This window comes from Comamonadaceae bacterium M7527, assembly GCA_021044545.1.
Lineage (GTDB): Bacteria > Pseudomonadota > Gammaproteobacteria > Burkholderiales > Burkholderiaceae_C > RS62.
In genome coordinates this window covers 1,093,954-1,111,292 of the sequence record CP087990.1, presented here as the reverse complement: position 1 = coordinate 1,111,292, position 17,339 = coordinate 1,093,954, and the positions used below count along the sequence as shown (strand labels likewise).

At 56.2% G+C, this 17,339-nt stretch carries 16 protein-coding genes and 2 pseudogenes; 8 read left to right on the top strand and 10 right to left on the bottom strand.

Annotation, left to right across the window (positions count from 1 at the left end; translation table 11 throughout):
* Nucleotides 1–150 precede the first annotated feature (150 nt).
* The 4 genes from LN050_05350 to LN050_05335 all read left to right on the top strand — a co-directional run bounded on the left by LN050_05350 (nucleotide 151) and on the right by LN050_05335 (nucleotide 4,119).
* Nucleotides 151–774 (top strand): hypothetical protein, encoded by a 624-nt coding sequence (locus LN050_05350; protein UFS57222.1) that lies wholly within the window; start codon nucleotides 151–153, stop codon nucleotides 772–774.
* 268 nt (nucleotides 775–1,042) lie between these two features.
* Nucleotides 1,043–1,738, top strand: coding sequence for a DUF4393 domain-containing protein (locus tag LN050_05345; protein ID UFS57221.1), 696 nt, complete (start codon nucleotides 1,043–1,045; stop codon nucleotides 1,736–1,738).
* Nucleotides 1,739–1,875: 137 nt separating this feature from the next.
* The gene (locus tag LN050_05340) at nucleotides 1,876–3,651 is read left to right on the top strand and encodes a DUF4209 domain-containing protein (protein ID UFS57220.1); all 1,776 of its coding nucleotides are present in this window, start codon (nucleotides 1,876–1,878) and stop codon (nucleotides 3,649–3,651) included.
* Between the two features lie 72 nt (nucleotides 3,652–3,723).
* Complete coding sequence (locus tag LN050_05335) at nucleotides 3,724–4,119, top strand: nuclear transport factor 2 family protein (protein ID UFS57219.1); 396 nt, start codon at nucleotides 3,724–3,726, stop codon at nucleotides 4,117–4,119.
* Nucleotides 4,120–4,220: 101 nt separating this feature from the next.
* On the opposite strand, the gene LN050_05330 is transcribed toward LN050_05335, so the two are convergent.
* The 8 genes from LN050_05330 to LN050_05295 are packed head-to-tail and all read right to left on the bottom strand — an operon-like array spanning nucleotide 4,221 to nucleotide 10,763.
* Nucleotides 4,221–4,862 (bottom strand): threonylcarbamoyl-AMP synthase, encoded by a 642-nt coding sequence (locus tag LN050_05330; GenBank protein ID UFS57218.1) that lies wholly within the window; start codon nucleotides 4,860–4,862, stop codon nucleotides 4,221–4,223.
* A gap of 38 nt (nucleotides 4,863–4,900) precedes the next feature.
* Nucleotides 4,901–5,797, bottom strand: coding sequence for a sugar phosphate isomerase/epimerase (locus tag LN050_05325; protein ID UFS57217.1), 897 nt, complete (start codon nucleotides 5,795–5,797; stop codon nucleotides 4,901–4,903).
* Nucleotides 5,794–6,708, bottom strand: a complete 915-nt coding sequence (locus LN050_05320; GenBank protein UFS57216.1) for a 4-hydroxyphenylpyruvate dioxygenase — start codon at nucleotides 6,706–6,708, stop codon at nucleotides 5,794–5,796. The genes LN050_05325 and LN050_05320 overlap by 4 nt, the downstream gene beginning before the upstream one ends.
* A 12-nt stretch (nucleotides 6,709–6,720) precedes the next feature.
* The gene (locus LN050_05315) at nucleotides 6,721–7,668 is read right to left on the bottom strand and encodes an AEC family transporter (protein UFS57215.1); all 948 of its coding nucleotides are present in this window, start codon (nucleotides 7,666–7,668) and stop codon (nucleotides 6,721–6,723) included.
* Between the two features lie 26 nt (nucleotides 7,669–7,694).
* On the bottom strand, nucleotides 7,695–8,531 hold the full coding sequence (locus LN050_05310) for a shikimate dehydrogenase (protein UFS57335.1): 837 nt from the start codon (nucleotides 8,529–8,531) through the stop codon (nucleotides 7,695–7,697).
* Nucleotides 8,531–8,980, bottom strand: a complete 450-nt coding sequence (gene aroQ, locus LN050_05305) for a type II 3-dehydroquinate dehydratase (GenBank protein UFS57214.1) — start codon at nucleotides 8,978–8,980, stop codon at nucleotides 8,531–8,533. The genes LN050_05310 and aroQ overlap by 1 nt, the downstream gene beginning before the upstream one ends.
* Nucleotides 8,977–10,086, bottom strand: coding sequence for a Gfo/Idh/MocA family oxidoreductase (locus tag LN050_05300; GenBank protein UFS57213.1), 1,110 nt, complete (start codon nucleotides 10,084–10,086; stop codon nucleotides 8,977–8,979). The genes aroQ and LN050_05300 overlap by 4 nt, the downstream gene beginning before the upstream one ends.
* Before the next feature lie 17 nt (nucleotides 10,087–10,103).
* A complete protein-coding gene (locus LN050_05295; protein UFS57212.1) occupies nucleotides 10,104–10,763 on the bottom strand; it encodes a TetR family transcriptional regulator in 660 nt (219 codons plus the stop codon).
* 497 nt (nucleotides 10,764–11,260) lie between these two features.
* Here LN050_05295 and dctP point away from each other — a divergent pair.
* The 4 genes and pseudogenes from dctP (at nucleotide 11,261) to LN050_05275 (ending at nucleotide 14,771) form a co-directional block, all read left to right on the top strand.
* Nucleotides 11,261–11,987: pseudogene (gene dctP, locus LN050_05290) on the top strand (TRAP transporter substrate-binding protein DctP).
* A 43-nt stretch (nucleotides 11,988–12,030) separates the two neighbouring features.
* Nucleotides 12,031–12,540, top strand: coding sequence for a TRAP transporter small permease subunit (locus tag LN050_05285; protein UFS57211.1), 510 nt, complete (start codon nucleotides 12,031–12,033; stop codon nucleotides 12,538–12,540).
* On the top strand, nucleotides 12,537–13,835 hold the full coding sequence (locus tag LN050_05280) for a TRAP transporter large permease (protein ID UFS57210.1): 1,299 nt from the start codon (nucleotides 12,537–12,539) through the stop codon (nucleotides 13,833–13,835). Before LN050_05285 ends, LN050_05280 begins: the two co-directional genes overlap by 4 nt.
* A 12-nt stretch (nucleotides 13,836–13,847) precedes the next feature.
* Nucleotides 13,848–14,771, top strand: coding sequence for a dihydrodipicolinate synthase family protein (locus LN050_05275; protein UFS57209.1), 924 nt, complete (start codon nucleotides 13,848–13,850; stop codon nucleotides 14,769–14,771).
* Here LN050_05275 and LN050_05270 read toward each other — a convergent pair.
* Both LN050_05270 and recJ read right to left on the bottom strand, forming a co-directional pair.
* A pseudogene (locus LN050_05270) lies at nucleotides 14,757–15,615 on the bottom strand (PHP domain-containing protein). The gene LN050_05275 and the pseudogene LN050_05270 overlap by 15 nt on opposite strands.
* The gene (gene recJ / locus LN050_05265) at nucleotides 15,612–17,336 is read right to left on the bottom strand and encodes a single-stranded-DNA-specific exonuclease RecJ (GenBank protein ID UFS57208.1); all 1,725 of its coding nucleotides are present in this window, start codon (nucleotides 17,334–17,336) and stop codon (nucleotides 15,612–15,614) included. Before recJ ends, LN050_05270 begins: the two are co-directional and overlap by 4 nt.
* Nucleotides 17,337–17,339: the final 3 nt, after the last annotated feature.

Sequence of the window (17,339 nt, the reverse complement as noted above, 5' to 3'; positions counted from 1 at the left end):
GCAAATTTATACCCATGAAAACGCAGTATCTAGGCCTGTAAGCCAAGGTGCAAGCGTATTACAGTCATTTCATTCAAAAGATGTATCGACTGGGCCCGGATGTATCAACCGGGTTTTGCGGGATACATTACGTTAGGCGTCACAAAACACATGTCCTGCGACTCCGCCATCGACATCTACACCCTCTTCAAAGACACGGTAATTCTCGCGTCAGCACTCGGTGCAGTCTTTGTGGCCGCCAACGGACTGAAGACCTGGAACGCACAGCTCAAAGGAACGGTTGAGTATGATCTAACAAGGCGGCTGCTGAGAGCAACTTACAAGCTTCGCGACGCCTTCGCAGTTGTCCGCAATCCGATGATGTGGGCCAACGAGTTCGTCCCACCGCCTCCTGACTTCAAAGGAGATGCTGATGAAGAACGATTCTACGGAATGGCCGCAGCCTATGAGAAGCGCTGGGACCACGTGGTCAACGCTCGGCGCGAGCTTGACGCGGAGCTACTGGAGGCGGAAGTAATCTGGGATGGCGGAATCCATGATCGCTTCAAGAAACTACTGCAGTTGCAGCAAGAGCTTCTTGTGAACCTCAACGCGCATCTGCGGTCACAGAATCCAAGGACTCCACCGTCCACGCGCGAGTCCACTTACGAAGCTCTTCGCAAGAGACGCGAAGTACTCTACGCAGACGGTTCACCTGAGGACGAATTTGCTATTGACTTAGCGAGTGCCCTCAAGATGGTCGAAGATAACCTCAAGCCGCATCTCAAAAAGTGACGCCTAACCCCTCGCTCAAGCTGACCCGCTACGGCATGCAGTGTAAGGCTGGTGTGCAGTGTCTGCGGCACTGTCGCACGCCAGCCTTACACTGCATGCCGTAGCGGGCAGCTTAGCTCGAACGTTAGCCTACTGGAGCACCGATGACCGAAGAGAACAAAGTGCGCGACGTAGTTGATGCAGTCACAGGAGTGGCGAAAGCGGTTCCCGTATATCAGGACGTCCTACAGCCAGCGGCGCAAGAGAAGTCGGAAAGGCGTTGCAGACAGTGGCCAAGACAGTTCATGTTGCGCTCGCGCCGGTGAGCGCACTCGTTTGGGGCTATGACCAAATAAAGGACTTTGTATCAACAAAGGTCGCGGAACGCCTCAAAAACGTGCCGCCAGAAAACATCACGTCACCGAAACCAAACGTCGCCGGGCCTGCGCTTGAGTCGCTGAGGTACACCGGACATGAGTCGTCCCTCAGCGACCTCTATGCAAATCTGCTGGCAGCGGCCATGGACAAGGCCACCGCCCATGGAGCACATCCAGCCTTCGTGGAGATCATCAAGCAATTGACTCCCGATGAGGCAAAGCTTGTTGGGCTATTTGTACGGAAGATGCCCTACCCCCTGATCAATGTTAGGTGGGAATATGAGAACGCCAAGGACGGACAAACTGGCGGGCAGGACATCCTCGTTCACTACTCGCATCTCGGATTAGTCGCTGAGTGCGAACTTCCTCAACTGACGCCCACGTATATAGACAATCTCTGTCGCCTGGGACTTGCGGAAGTGCCGACGTTCTGGGAGTACACCTCGAAGGGCGTGTATGACGCCCTAGAGAGTGATCCGCAGATCAAGGCCGTGCAGCAGGCGTTCGAGAAAGATGCAGAACGGAAAGTGCGGATCGAACGGAAGGGGTTGAAGATTACGCAGTTGGGAAGGCAGTTTGCGGAAGTATGTGTCGTCCGAAAGGCATAGCTAGGCTAACAGGTCGTTCCAGCGGATCGCCTTCGGCGGCCGCTGAACTTCGACGTTAGGCTTCATCAAACCACCTCTCCATGCATCGCTACCCAGAAGGAACCACCGCGACGGCCGAAGACCTGCGCACGTCGCGCATGAGTGATGCAATAGCCACGGCGAGTAGACAGGGCTACGCGAGCATCTGGCAGGCTCTATCAACAGCCGCCGCCGCCGCACTTGACGAGGGTCGACCGACCGAAGCAAAGGCTCTATGGCTGGTCGCAGACGCAGCATCAATGATGCTCAAGCCCAAGAGCGTGAACGAGCCATTCGCTCCGATGACCGTTTTCGGCGACCGAAGGTCGGCCATTGCAAGCGACTTCACACCTAACGATGTGGCGATCTTCGCCGCGGTCGCGACAGAGGTTGCCGATCATTATGTACGCGCGCGACTCAGCGACGTGGTTTGGCTCTGCGCAAGCCCGCGGGATGCCAACTTTGCGCGAATAGCAATCGATGCGTACCGATCTGTTCCTCTCACAGCCGAGAGCTGGCCCCGGGATGCTCGGGACTGTTGGGAACGAGCAATCGCACTCTGCCTACAGCTTCGAGCCGGGGCCGGTCCGCGGCTGGAGGAGATCGAAACTGCGCTCCTGTCAATCTTCGACAGCAACATCGGGACTGACGGCTTCTTCGCCTTGTCAGTGTCAAGGCTCCTGTCCGAGAACAATCTCGGGCGAAGTCGTGGACGCGAGACCGCCGACCGCTTGGCCGAAAGAGGAAAGGAACTCCTACAAAGGAGCAGCTACAAAGCCCGCGGGTATCTCGACTCTGCGGCGCTGTGGTACGGCCGCCTCTCGGAGAAAGGACTCCAAGCAGACATGACTTGCGCAGTTGCCGAGACGTGGGCAAAGGAGGCTGAGTCAAGAGCTTCGGGAGATCAACCCAGCAACATGGTTGCAGCCAGCCTTTACGAGAACGCAATACAGACGCTAAGACGTGTACCGAAGGGCCTGCGCGCCGATCGCGCTGTCGATCAAAAGCTCACAGAACTTTATGCCCGGTTGGAGAAGGCAGGGAAGGCCTCTCTTGGCGAGATGGGTGTTGTTACTTCTGGGCCGATAGACATCTCTGAGCTTGTGGCTGCCGCTCAAGACTCGGTACGAGGCAAAGACTTGTCGGGCGCACTTCTGGCGTTCTGCAACGTGTATCGGGGCGTGCACAAGCCAAAGCTGAAGGAGTTCGCAGAGAAAATGCTCCGCGAGCATCCTCTACAGGCGCTTTTCGCCTCGACTCATCTTTCACGTGACGGCCGCGTTGTCGCAAAGCGCCCAGGCTTTGGGTTCGGCAGCGTTGGCTCTGAGGAGTACCAAGCCACTTTGCGAGCTGAGATGGTCAAACACTACTCGATGGAGATTGGCCTGATAGCTCAGGGCCAACTTCTGCCTGCTCTCGATGTGCTATCGCTTGAACACAGAGTACGGGAGGCTGACCTTGAGTACGTGCTTCGCAACTCCCCAATCGTTCCCGCTGGTCGAGCCGCGATTTTTGCCAAGGGTTTGATTGCTGGATTCGAGCGTGACCTCACGTCGGCACTTCATTTCCTCGTTCCGCAAGTCGAGCACCTAGTTCGATGGCATTTGAAAGCGGCAGGGGCGAAGACAACCACGCTCAGCCTTGATGGGATCGAGACTGAGAACGGGCTGAGTACCTTGATGGAGCTTCCCGAGGTTGTCTCCGTCTTTGGCGAAGATCTCGCATTTGAGTTCAAGGCTCTCTTCTGTGACGCCTTCGGTCCGAACCTGCGCAATGAGGTGGCTCATGGGCTGCTGGATGATTCAAGCTGCCAGACGGCTCAGACTTTCTACGCTTGGTGGCTAGTGTTGCGGATAACGTTCAATACGTTCTGGAACGCCGCTCACAAGCCATAGGCCTCCGCGGGCGGCTTAACTCGAACGTTAGGCAGCACAAGCGATGCCGTCTTGGTGTCACCAACGGAAGACATGAACGCACCGAAACCATCATCACTGTCTATTGATTCCGAGGTGATCGTCCAGCGTCAGCTCGACGCATACAACGCCCGCGATCTTGACGCCTGGCTAGCTACCTACAGCGCCGATGCCGAGCAATTCATGCTGCATGGCGGCCTATTGGCTTCTGGCCGTGATGCCATACGCAGTCGCATGCAGGAGCGGTTCGCCGATCGAGCCCTTCACGCCAAGCTGTTGTCGCGTGTCTGCATGGAGAACATCGTCAATGACCACGAAGTAGTCACGCGCACGTTTCCGGACGGCTTGGTGCAGGTCGAGATGGTCTGTCTGTACGAAGTCAATGCAGGTGCCATAACCAAGGCAACGTTTGCCATGGGCCAAGCGCGGCCAGTTGAGGGTGCGGCCTAACCCCTCGTTCAAGCGGTGCGCCAACGGCAGGCCGTAAGGGCCCGGTTGGCGGTGCGCGGTGCATTGTGAATCGGCCCGGGCATTGAAAATACTGTTTGGTTTCAGGTATCTATACCCAAAGCACGCCAATCACCCCCACCGTCTCTCACAACCTCAGGCGCGCCGCCTGTGCGCATGGGGGTAAGGTCTAGCACGGTGGTGGGCTCTAGGGTGCAGGCCCCAGCATCTATCACGCCGTCTACCGCGTGGTCTAGTTGCTCTTTGATGTCGTCTGGCTCGCTCAGCGGCAACACCTCGCCAGGCATGATAAGTGTGGTGGCTAGCAGCGGCCCGCCGTGCAAGTCAAGCAAAGCCAGCACCACAGGGTGGTTGGGTACGCGCAGGCCTATGCTTTTGCGAGACGGGTGGCTGACGCGCCGTGGTACCTCTTTGCTGGCGTCCAAAATAAACGTGAATGCGCCTGGTGTGGCCAGCTTTAGCAAGCGGTATTGCTGGTTATCCACCTTGGCGTAGTTGGACACTTCACTCAGGTCAGCGCACAACAAGGTGAGGTGGTGGCGCTCGTCGACCTGGCGAATGCGGCGCAGTTTGTCTACGGCAGCCTTGTCGTCCAGGTGGCACACCAGCGCGTAGCTGGAGTCTGTAGGCACAGCCAACACGCCGCCGCGCTTGAGTAAGTCAACCGCTTGCCGTAGCAGGCGGGGCTGCGGGTTGTTGGGGTGAACGTCAAAGTGTTGGGCCATAGCCGCATTGTCAGCCAATTTATCCGCACGCGGCTAAGCTACACCCGCAAAGTCATAGCGTTGGGCAGCGGCATGCTGAGGTTTAGCACATCGTCTGCCAGCCACAGGGCAGAGCGTTTGGCGCGTTGGGCAACGGCTTGCAGCGGCATTTGCTGGTAGTCGTCGTTAAACACTTCAAAGCTGTAGTCGCCCTGGTAGCCCAAGCCTTCTAGTTTGAGTACCAGTTGGCGCAGCTGATCGCTGTGCACGCCTTCACCGGGAAAGACGCGGAAGGTGCGCGCCGTGTTGCGGTGCTCGTCAAAGTTGGGGCTGGTTTGCCACATAAAGTCGGCCAGCTGCACCAAGAAAATTTGATGCGGGTCTACAAAGTCCAGCTCGTCTAGGCTGGTTTGGCTGGCAAACATATGAAACGAGTCAAGGCCTAAGCCCAAGTTGGGGCAGTCGGCCATAGAGATGACGTCCCACGCCTGGGGAAATTCGTTTATGCTGCGTCCCCACGACAAGGCTTCATAGGCAATCTTGATACCGTAAGGAATGGCCAACATGGCCAGCTTGCGCAAATCTCTGGCAATGTGCGCGCGGTCGTCGGTGGCGTGGGTGGATGTAGACGAGCAAGCCAGCAGCACGTTGCAACCCAATGCGGCGCACATCTCTAGCATGGACTTGGCAATATCAACCTTGTAGTTGTGCAAGTCGTCGCTGAGGCCCTCAAAGTCGCGCAATACCTGAAAGCCCGTGCCACGCAGGCCACTGGCTTTAAATTCAGCAACAGCGGCATCAAAGCCTTGCGGGTGGCCCACAAAGTCGTTGGCTTTGAGCATGACTTGGCTAAATCCCGCCGCTTTGATGGCTTGCAGCTTGGCTTGTAGTGGGCCAGCCAGTGTGATGGTGTCCATGCCAAACGATGCAATGGCTTGGTTGCGCTGCGCACTCATGGTGTGGCTCCGGTTTGGCTGTGCACCAGCTCAAACAACACACTGTGCTCATAGGTTTTGGTGAGTGCGCCGCGCGCCTCACTGTGCGCAGCAGGTGTTTCTACAAACTCTACGCCGTTGGCCCTAAGTGCTGCCACGGTGGGCAACACGTCAGCCACGCCCAAACCAACGCGGTGTAAGCACTCCGTACTGTCCAGCACGTTTACCTCAGGCTCAATGAGTTGCATCATGAAGCTGTTGTCTGAGTTGAGCGCTGGAAAGCGAATCAGCGTGCCGTGCGGCAATATGCCAAAGCGCTCTTCACTGGGTATTGCCTGTGCGCCAAATAGCGTTTGGTAAAACGTCAGCCAATCGTTGCTGCGGTCTGCACCTATGTACTGCACCACACCAAAGAAGTGCATACCCATAGTCGCGGGAGGGTGCTGGTCCACGCCGGGTATGGGCAAAAAATCAACGTCGTAAATCGAGAACTCTTTGTAGCGGTCAACAAAGTACAAGCGCGTGCCGCCCACACCATGAATGGCCGGAATGTTGAGCTCCATCACTTGAGGGTGGGTGGCTACCGCCCAAGCGCCCAGCGCCACGACGCTGTCAAAGGCCTCACGTGCGTCGCGTACACGCAGGGCCAATGCCGCTATGCGCGGCGCAGCATCGGGGGCTGCTGCGTCTTTGCCGTGTGCGTTTACCACGATGTTGATAGCGCCTTGACGGTACAGCATGACTTCGCGAGAGCGATGCCGGGCGATGGGCCTAAAGCCCATCATCTCTAGCACTTGGCCTAAGGCTTTCGGCTTGGCGGTTGTGTATTCAATAAATTCGATGCCGTCCAAGCCTATGGGGTTGTCTACATCGTTGAACGATGGGCTGATAGGCTCGCGCTCTAAGTGGGCTTTGGTTAAAAAATCGCTCATGGTGGGTGCTTTCTAGGCAAACAAGCGTTGCACAAATGGCATGGCGTAAAGCCACACACTGACCGACAAAAAAGAGGCTGATACGCCGACGACCAAGGCAGTGGCTGCAAAGCCCTCTTGGTTGTAGCGCTTGGCCAACACCGGAAAAATAGCAGGCAAGGGCATCGCGGCAAATAGCACGCCAGCGGTGAGCAGCGCTGCATCACTTTGCGGCACCATTAGCAGCATGAGTATCACCATGGCTGGGTGTATGAGTAATTTGCCTGCGGTAACCGCCAACAAGTCGGTACGCACGGCTTGCACTTGTTGGCCAGATAGCACGCCACCAATCATGAACAAGGCCATGGGTGCAGCAGCACCCGAGAGCAGGTCTAGGCTGCGCGCGGCAATACTAGGAATGGGCAGGCCCACAATAGCCACCGCAAAGCCCAACACAATGGCCAAGAAAATGTAGTTGGTGCGTAACCCTTTGAACACGCGCGCCAGCGCTTGGGGCCAAGGTAGGCGTTGTTCAGCGTCGCACACCATAAGCGCCAGCGGCACGATGATGATGTTCTCAACAATGAGGCACAACGCAAGTGCGATATCTGCTTGCTGCTCGCCCACCACTTGCGAGATGATGGGAAAGCCCACAAACATGCTGTTTGAGGTGGCAAACCCCATGCCGTAAAGCCCAGACACCACCATTGATTTTTTGGCCCACTTGCGCGCACCAATCACGCCCACCAACAACGCCAGCACAGAGCCTGCGGCATAAGCACCCAAATAAGCCAGGTTTAAAACCTCGGCCAAGGGGTAGCTGGTGATGGCGCGAAACACAGTGGCCGGCAGAACAAACAACAACAAAATGCGCCCCAGCACGCCGAGCTCTGACTGCGCAATCAACCCCGACTTCACAGACAGCAAACCCAGTCCAATGATGAGATAAATTGGGGCGGTGATGTTGAAGATGGCCAGCATGCTGCGCGGTGTGTTTGTTTTGGGGTTTAACTGGCGTCTAGCTGTGCCAACTCTCGTAGCTTGTGCACGGTGGTACTGGGTAATTCAAAAAACTCTAGGTAGGCAGGTATTTGTTCAAACAGCATGTCTAAGCCCACTTGCACTTGGCAGCCAGCGGCCTGCGCAGCTTGCACAAATGCTGTGCGCTGCGTGCGCATTACCACCTCACCCACAAACGTATTGGGCGACAGCTGACTGATATCTATCGGTAGGGGGTCGCTAACATTCATGCCCAGTGGTGTCGCGTTGACAACCAGGTCACAGTCGGTTGGGTCGTTGTGGTGCGTGCTGACTGTCAGTTGCGGGTAGTGCTTTTGCAAGCGTTGCGCCAAAGCTTGCGCGTTGACGTGGTTGGTGTCGTACAGGGCCAGCGCCATCACACCACTTTGAGCGAGTGAAGCGGCAATGGCGCAACCCACACCACCACTGCCTACTACCAAGGCGCGTTTGCCCGCTGGTGAAAATCCTTTAGCGGCCAAGCCACGCACAAAGCCCTCGCCGTCAAACATGTCACCAATCAGGCGCCCACTCGCGTCAAATTTGATTGCGTTACATGAACCAGCAATTTGAGCGGTGGTGGAGACGTCGTCTAGCAAAGACATGACCGCAGTTTTGTGCGGCATGGTGATGAGCGCACCGAGCAAGTTACCCAAGGGCTTTAGCCCGTTGAGCAGGCTGTTGAAGTGCTGCGGCTCACAAGACATGGGCACCACGCAGGCGTTGATACCAGCGTGCTCAAAGTAGGGGTTGTAAATGAGCGGCGACTTGAAGCTGTGCGTGGGGAAGCCAATGTGCGCAATCAGTTGTGTGTTGCCGTCTATCATCATGACGCCTTGTTGATGAGCGCTGCGGCCGCGCTGAGAGCAGACAAGTAGCTGTTCACACCCAAGCCGGCGACTTGGCCTTGCACGATGTCGGCAAACACAGAGGTATGTCGAAAGGCCTCTCTGGCATGGATGTTGGACATATGCACCTCAATAATGGGGCAGGTGAGTATGGCCAAGGCGTCGCGTATGCCATAGCTGTAGTGCGTCCACGCACCTGCGTTAATCAGCACAGCGTCAACGCCATCTTCATAGGCTTGATGTATGCGCTCGCACATGTCGCCTTCGTGGTTGGTTTGGTAGCTGTCCACGCGCAGCCCCAAGCTGCTACCCAAAGTTTGCAGCTGATGGTCTATGTCTTGCAAGGTGAGCGTGCCGTATTGCTTGGGGTCGCGCTTGCCAAACATGTTGTGGTTGATGCCGTGCAGCATCAGTACTTGTTGTGTCATGGGTGTGGTGTTTGGGTGGGGTTAAAGCTGGTCATATCTACGATGGCGCCGCTATGCGCTGCATGCACGATAGCCTGCACAATTTTTAAGTTTTGTAGGCCGTCGCGCACGGTAACAAGCGGTGGCTGCAGGCCACGCGCCACTTGCACGAAGTGGGCCATTTGGTTTGCGATGGGGTCATCGTGTGTGACGGGCGCGGCTTGCTTGGCAAAGGGCTTCCACCAAGAGCGTTGTGTGTCTTCAAGGTAGGTGTGTAGTTGCATGGTGGGTACAGCCAAGCTGCCCCGCGTGCCTGCCAAGTAGTAGCAGTTTTGATCGGGATAGCTGGTGTAGGCTGGATTTTCTTGGCTGGTTTGTTCCCAGCTTTTTGGGCTGGCAGCCGTATCGGAAATAGCAAAACTGGCCAGCACGCCACTGTCAAAGCGAAGGTTGATGCTGGCGGTGTCTTCGACCTCAAAACCACGCGTATGGTGGCCGGTCATGGCTTGTACGTGCACCACCTCGCCGCACAGCATGCGCAGGTTGTGTATCTCATGAATCATGTTCAGCAGCAAAGGCCCAGCGCCTATTTTTTTGCGCCAGGGGCTGTCTTCAAAGTAGTGGTCTGGCTTAAAAAACCAAGCTGTCCCCACCACACTCACCAAGCTGCCCAATTGTCCGCCGGTTACCAACGCGCAAGCTTGGCGCATGATGGCGCTGTGAGCGCGGTGGTGGCCAACCAACACCGGTACCGCGCTTGAGGCAGCCACTTGCAGCAAGCGCTGTGCTGCTTCAACAGTGTGTGCCACAGGCTTCTCCACCAATACGGGTATATCTGCGTTGATGCAGGCAATGGCTTGCTCTGCATGCATGTCATTGGGTGTGGCCACAACGCAAGCGTCAACCAAGCGTTTATCAGTATTGGCTGTTAGCAGATCGTTTAGGTTCTCAAAGTACGCAACGCCCAACTTGCTAGCCAATGTTTTGGCGCTTGGGCTGGGGTCTACCAGTGCGCCAAGCTGTGCGTTGGGCGTGGTGGCAATGGCTTGCATGTGGGCTTGGCCAATGTAGCCTGCGCCCGCTACTGCGATGCGTGTGATGGGGGCTGTGTGGGTGGCGTGTTGCATGGATGATGGCTTGAGGCCTAGGCTTGCACGTATCGCAAAATCATTTGCACTACGTTCTCGCGTCGGTTGGCTATGTAAGCGGGTGACAGGTTGTCTTGTTGAAAAATCATCCCAAACGTGTAGCGGTTGGACACGTTGAAAAACGCCAAGGCAGAGATAGAGGCGTGAATATCCGCAGGGTCTAGATCTGGTCTAAATACTTTGGCGGCAACGCCGCGTTCATAAATGCGTGTGACCAGTGCGATGGCCGGGCGGTTGAGTTCTTTAACGTGTTCGCTTTGGGCGAGATAGCGTCCGCGGTTGATGTTTTCAGACATCACCATGCGGATATAGTCTTCGTTGTTGAGGTGGTGGTCAAAGGTGACGGCAGTCAGGCAGCGCAGCGCCGCTTGTGGGGACATGCCGTCCAAGTTCATTTGGCTTTCGTTTTCGCGCACCTCACGGTATTTGGCTTCTAGCGTGGCCAAGTACAAGCCGTCTTTGCTACCGAAATAGTAGTAAATCATGCGCTTACTGGTGCGCGTCGCAGCGGCAATGTCGTCTACGCGAGCGCCAGCCAAGCCTTTTTCGCCAAATTCGTGCGCTGCCGCCTCCAGTATGTCGGCCTTGGTGCGCTCTGCTTCTTCCAGTCGTTTGGTGGCGGTTTTTTGAGCCGTTGTGGCCATTACGTCGCTCATGGGGTGGCTCCAGGGTCTTGTAACATCTGGCGATTATTATGTACCAATGAGTACACAACTTCAATTCCGAATTTGAAAATATCACTTGTAGCCCAATAAATACCTATTTTTAGGGTAAACACTTAGGTTATTTTTAATGTACCAGCTGGTACATAAAATTAAATACTGTTAGCATTTGCTACCACCGCACAACGTGGTGCCGGTACAGTCCAAACTGATTTAGGAGATACCTCATGACCGTTTCAACCATTCGCCGTAGCCTTATCGGCGCCGCCGCTGCCATGTCTTTGGTGGCCGCTACCGGCACCGCTTTTGCAGCTGACAAAATCAAATTGCGCTTGTCTGCGCCAGCATCAGCCACAGACGCTCGCGCCGTGGCAATGACTGAGCAGTTTGGTCCAGCTGTGGCCAAATTTGCAGACTTCGAAGGCCACTGGAATGCCTCTTTATTCAAGCAGGGCACAGAACTTGAAGCCATTGCCCGCGGTAACTTGGAGATGTCGATTACGTCTGCACAAGAGCTGGCTGAATTCTTCCCAGAGTTTTCTGTGTTCTCAGCGGGCTACTTGCACCGGGATGCGGCGCACCAAGTAGCCGTATTCAATTCAGACCTGTTCAAGCCTTTCAAGCAACAGGTTGAAGACAAGCTGGGCGTTAAGCTGATTGGCGATTTACTTGGGACGCCGCCAGTTGAACTTGCGTACAGATAAAGAGATCAAGACACCCGAGGATTTGGCAGGCGTGAAGTTGCGTATGCCAGGCTCTGACGCATGGCAATTTTTGGGTCGCGCCCTGGGTGCTAGCCCAACACCTATGGCCTTTACCGAGGTGTACACCGGTCTGCAAACGGGTGCGGTTGATGGACAAGACAACCCATTGCCGATCAACAAAGACGCCAAGTTTTACGAAGTGACCAAGCAAATTGTGCTGACCAGCCACTTGGTGGACTTGAACTACCTGGCTATCAGCAAGAAGGTGTTTGACAAGATGACGCCAGCGCAGCAAGCCGAATTGCAAAAAGCAGCTGACCAAACTACAAACTGGGCGCGTGCACGCCAGCTTAAGTTAGAGGGCGAGCTGGAGCAGTTCTTTGTGAGCAAGGGTTTGAAGGTGTACACGCCTGACGTGAACGCTTTCCGCACTCGCGTACAAAAAATGTACTTGGAGTCAGATCTGTCAAAGTCATGGCCTAAGGGTATTGTTGAAAAAATCAACGCCCTGTAAGCCTAGCTAGACACCTCTGGCACCTCACTCAGAAAGCCGACCTATGCACCGTAAGCGGTCATGGTGGTCGGCCAGGGCGGACGACGTGGCCATCGCCATGTTGTCCGTGATGTTCCTGGCCTTTGTTTTACAAATCACGTCGCGCTACGTGTTTGATGCCCCCTTGGGCTGGACACTAGAGCTGTGTTTGACCATGTGGTTGTGGACGGTTTTGTGGGGTTCGGCTTTTTGTTTGACCAATCAAGAGCATGTTCGTTTTGACATGATCTACATGGCCTCCACTGAGCGCGTGCGTCGGTGGTTGGCCGGTATTGCTGCCATTGCAGTGGTGCTCACTATGGTGGCATCAGCCGCAGGCACCTATGACTTTGTGAGCTTTTTAACTATTAAAAAAAGCGGGACCTTACGCATCCCGCTGGCTTACGTTTTTTCCATCTACCTGCTATTTATGCTGGCTGTTGTTGTGCGCTACGGCCACCGCTTGCTGCACATTGTCCGCGGCACCCACATGGACCAATTGGACGCATTTCCTGCACAAGGTGATCAGCGATGAGTATTGCATTCACCACCAGCTTGCTCACGTTGTTTCTGTTGGCCGCTATTGGCACACCCATTGCCTATTCCATCATCGCCAGTGCGGTGGCCTATCTCGCGGTGTCTGGCCAAGACTTAGGTATTGCCGCTGAGCAAATCATCTACGGCATATACGACAGTTTTGTGTTGCTGGCCGTGCCGCTGTTTATTGTTGCGGCCAACATCATGAACGCGGGCAGTATCAGTGAGCGCTTGCTGCAGTTTTGCGTGGCCATGGTGGGTCGATTCAAAGGTGGTTTGGGCCATGTGAACGTGGTGTCCAGCCTTATTTTCTCAGGCATGTCGGGTTCGGCGGTGGCAGACGCAGCGGGTTTGGGCAAGGTCATTATTCAGATGATGACCAAAGACGGTCGCTACACACCCGGCTATGCAGCTGCAATCACCGCAGCGTCAGCCACCATTGGGCCGGTTATCCCACCGTCCATTCCCATGGTGATTTACGCCTTGGTCTCGGACACGTCTATCGGATTCTTGTTCTTGGGTGGCATTTTGCCTGGGCTGCTCATGGGCTTGATGCTGATGACCATGAACACATTTATCTCGCACAGGCGCGGGTTCGCAGCCGATGAGGTGGTGCCATTGCGCAACATTCCGGGTATTACCGTTAAGGCATTTCCAGCATTATTGATGCCGGTGATTTTGTTGTACGGCATTTACGGCGGTGTGACCACGTCAACGGAAGCTGCGGCTGTAGCGGCTGCCTACGCGTTTATTTTGGCAGCCGTCTTCTACCGCACGATCAATCTTAAAAATATGCGTGAGGTCATGCTCAATAGCGTGAAGGCATCCGCGTCTGTTGGTTTGGTCATCGGCGGCGCGCTGATACTGAATTACATCGTTGCTTCAGAAAACATCCCCACGCTCTTGGCCGAATATTTGCAAAGTCTAAACGTGACGCCAATGAGTTTTATGCTTGGCGTCAACGTTGTGTTGCTGTTGTTGGGCTGCATATTGGACGCAACCACCATTATTTTGGTGATCATTCCGCTGTTTTTGCAGACTTGCCGTTTGCTGGGCATCGACTTGGTGCACTTTGGTGTGGTGGCCGTTATCAATTGCATGATTGGCCTCATCACGCCGCCTTACGGTATTTTGTTATTCGTGATCAACGGCACCACTGGTATCAAGTTGTCAGAGATCATCAAGGAAATTTGGCCATTCCTCATCGCTCTCTTAGGTGCGTTGTTGTTGCTGATTTTGTTCCCACAAATTGTGTTGTGGCTGCCACAGCAGTTTGGTTACACCGGTACTTAGATCCTTTGCACCATGACCGCTCAGACCACACCACACAACGTGCAAACACACCTTGGTGTGTGGCCAGCCCTGCTCACACCCTTTGATGAATCGCTGAACGTCAACATTGCGGCTATGGCAGCGCATGCGCAGCGGCTACTCGCCAAAGGCTGCGCAGGTGTCACCCTGTTTGGCACCACAGGCGAAGGCCCTTCGTTGACAGTGGCTGAGCGCATGCAGGCGCTTCAAGATCTAGTGGATACAGGCGTACCGTCTGAGCGCATCATTGCGCACACCACCTGCGCCGCCATACCTGACAGCATTGTTCTCACACGCCATGCCACAGACCTCGGTGTACATGCATGTTTGTTGGCGCCGCCATTTTTCTTTAACGGTGTGAGCGACCAAGTTGTAGAGCGAGCCGACACGCAAGTGCTAGACGCGGTACAAGCCAGTGTCACCAAGCCACTGGCGATAGTGCTCTATCCCATACCCCAAATCATGGGGGTGGCGCTGTCTGTGCGGTTGGTGCAAACCTTGGTCAGGCTCTACCCCAGCGCGATACTGGGTGTAAAGGACAGTGGCGGCGACCTTAACCATTCCAAAGCCTTGAGCAGTGCTTTGCCCGATTTGCAAATATGGGTGGGCAACGAGCCAGACTTGCAAACCATGGCGGCGTTGGGCAGCAACGGTGCTATCAGTGGTGTGGCCAACGTTATGCCAGAGCTGGTTTCACAGCTCATTACCGACGGCTTTGACGCGGCTAAACAAGCACAAGTAGTGGCGTTTTTAAAGGTGTTGTTTCAGTACCCGTTGATGCCTGCTTTTAAAGTGCTGATGGCGCAGCACACCGGCGACGACGGCTGGTTGCGTGTGCGAGCGCCATTGCTGGCGCTGGACGCAGAGCAAAGCGAGTCGTTTTTAAGCGCCTTACCTGTTGGCTTAAGTCGCAGCTAGCACCGACCACACCGGCGTCAAACCTTTGGGCAGTGGCGGCAGGGCGCCCAAGTCAATGCGGCTTTCGGTGGGGCTGTGGAAGTCCGAGCCGCGTGAGGCCATGAGGCCAAACTCGCGCGCCATGTCGGCGTACTTGATGTACTCGGACTCGCTGTGACTGCCGGTGACCACCTCTGTGGCTTGGCCACCGTGGGTTTTGAACTCGCTGAACAAGGCGTACTCAGCTGTGGGCGACAGGCCGTAGCGGGCTGGGTGTGCAATGACGGCTACGCCGCCAGCGCCTGTAATCCACTTCACAGCGTCGCCCAGTTTGGCCCATTTGTGGGGCACAAAGCCGGGTTTGTGGTCGGCTAAATATTTGCGGAACACATCGTGGGTGTCGCGTGCCATGCCTACGTCTACGATGTGGCGGGCAAAGTGGGTGCGCGAAATGAGGTCAGGGTTGCCCACGTATTTGAGCGCGCCCTCGTAGGCGTTTTGAATGCCTACTTTGGCCAGCTCTGCGGCCATGTCGCGTGCGCGCTGGGCGCGCCCACCGCGTGTGGCGGCTAGGCCTGCGATCAAGTCTGGGTGGGTGCGGTCAAAGCCCAAGCCGACAATGTGCACGGTGACGCCGGCAAAGCTCACGGATATCTCCACGCCATTGACAAAGGGCAAGCCCACATCGTTGGCCACCTCATTGGCGCGGGCCAAGCCTGCAATTTCGTCGTGGTCTGTCAGTGCCCACAGTTCCACGCCGTTGTCCGGCCCGCTGGACCAGCTGGTCCTGGGGCAGTGTGCCGTCTGAAGCTGTGGAGTGGCAGTGCAGGTCAGCGTTCAGCAAGGGGTTGCAGGTGCTTGTCATAGCTGCGCGCCTTCCACCAGAAAGCGCACCCGCTTTTGTCCTTGCCACGCATCGGCGTCCAGCCTAAAGGCCAGCTTGACGGGTGTGGGCAGAGGCTCGGTGTGGCCAAACCAAATGCCGTCCACGGCCTGGCCTTGGTGCAGCATTTTGAGTGCCAGGTGTTTGTCGCCCACCAAGCGCTGCGACACGATTTGCACTTCTTCGCTAAACAAAGGCGGTGCAAAACCTTGACCCCATACCGCTTGGTGCAAGTGGTCTACCACGTCGGGGTGGCGGTATTGGGGGTCTAGCGGGCCGTCTGTTTCCAGACGCCTGGTGAGTGTGCTGGCGTCTAGCCATTCGCTGGCCACGGTTTGCAAGGCGTGCTCAAACAAGTCCAGCTGGTCGGCGTCTATGGTGCAGCCCGCTGCCATGGCATGGCCGCCAAAGCGCAGCAGCACACCGGGGTGGCGTTTGGCGACCAAGTCCAGTGCGTCACGCAAATGAAAGCCCGGGATAGAGCGCCCAGAGCCTTTCAACTCGTCCTCGCAGCCTGGCGACTGGCTCATGGCAAATACAAAGGTGGGCCTGTGCATTTTGTCTTTGAGGCGCGAGGCCACAATGCCCACCACGCCCTCGTGAAAGTCGGGGTCGAACACGCACACAGCGGGTGGCGGCTCGGCATCGCTGTCTATCATGGCCTCGGCCATTTCCAGCGCTTGGTCGCGCATGTGGCCTTCTATGTTTTTGCGTTCGCGGTTGATTTGGTCAAGCATTTGCGCCAGCTCGTCAGCGCGAGCGGCGTCGTCGGTAATAAGGCATTCAATGCCCAGTGTCATATCGGCCAAGCGGCCTGCAGCATTGAGGCGTGGGCCCACGGCAAAACCAAAGTCAAACGTGGTGGCCACATCGGTTTGACGGCCTGCCACCCTGAACAAGGCTTGCATGCCCACTGGCAAATGGCCAGCGCGAATGCGCTTCAAGCCCTGGGCTACCAAACGCCTGTTGTTGGCGTCCAGTTTGACCACGTCGGCCACAGTGCCCAGTGCCACCAGGGGCAGCAAGGTGTCTAGCTTGGGCTGGTTGCTGGCGTCAAACTGGCCTTGCTCGCGCAGCACGGCGCGCAGCTTTAGAAGCACATAGAACATTACACCCACACCGGCAATGGCTTTGCTCTCAAAAGCACAGCCGGGCTGGTTGGGGTTGGCGATGGCGTGGGCATTGGGCAGCTTGATCTCGCCATTGACCAAGGCAGGCAAATGGTGGTCTGTGACCACTACGGTCAGGCCCAGCTCGCGCGCGGTGGATACGCCGTCCAGGCTGGCAATGCCGTTGTCTACTGTGACCAGCACTTGCGCACCGCTGGCAGCTACGCGCTTGGAAATACTGGGGGTGAGGCCATAGCCGTCGGTGATACGGTCTGGAACCAGGTAGTGTGCGTTGTTAGCGCCCAGCAAGCGCAAGCCGCGAATGGCCACGGCACAAGCGGTGGCACCGTCGCAGTCGTAGTCGGCGACCACACAAATGTGTTGTTGTTGCGCAATGGCCTGTGCCAGGGTGTTGGCAGCAGTGTCTAGCCCCAGCATGGTGTCTGGGGGCAGGAGCTTGGCCAAGCTGTCGTCTAGGTCTTGTGGGCTTTGTACGCCGCGTGCGGCAAACAGTTGGGCCAGCAGCGGGTGAACGCCTGCTTGCTCAAGCGCGTAAACCGTGCGCGGGGGAATGTCTCTGGCGGTAATGTGCATGTG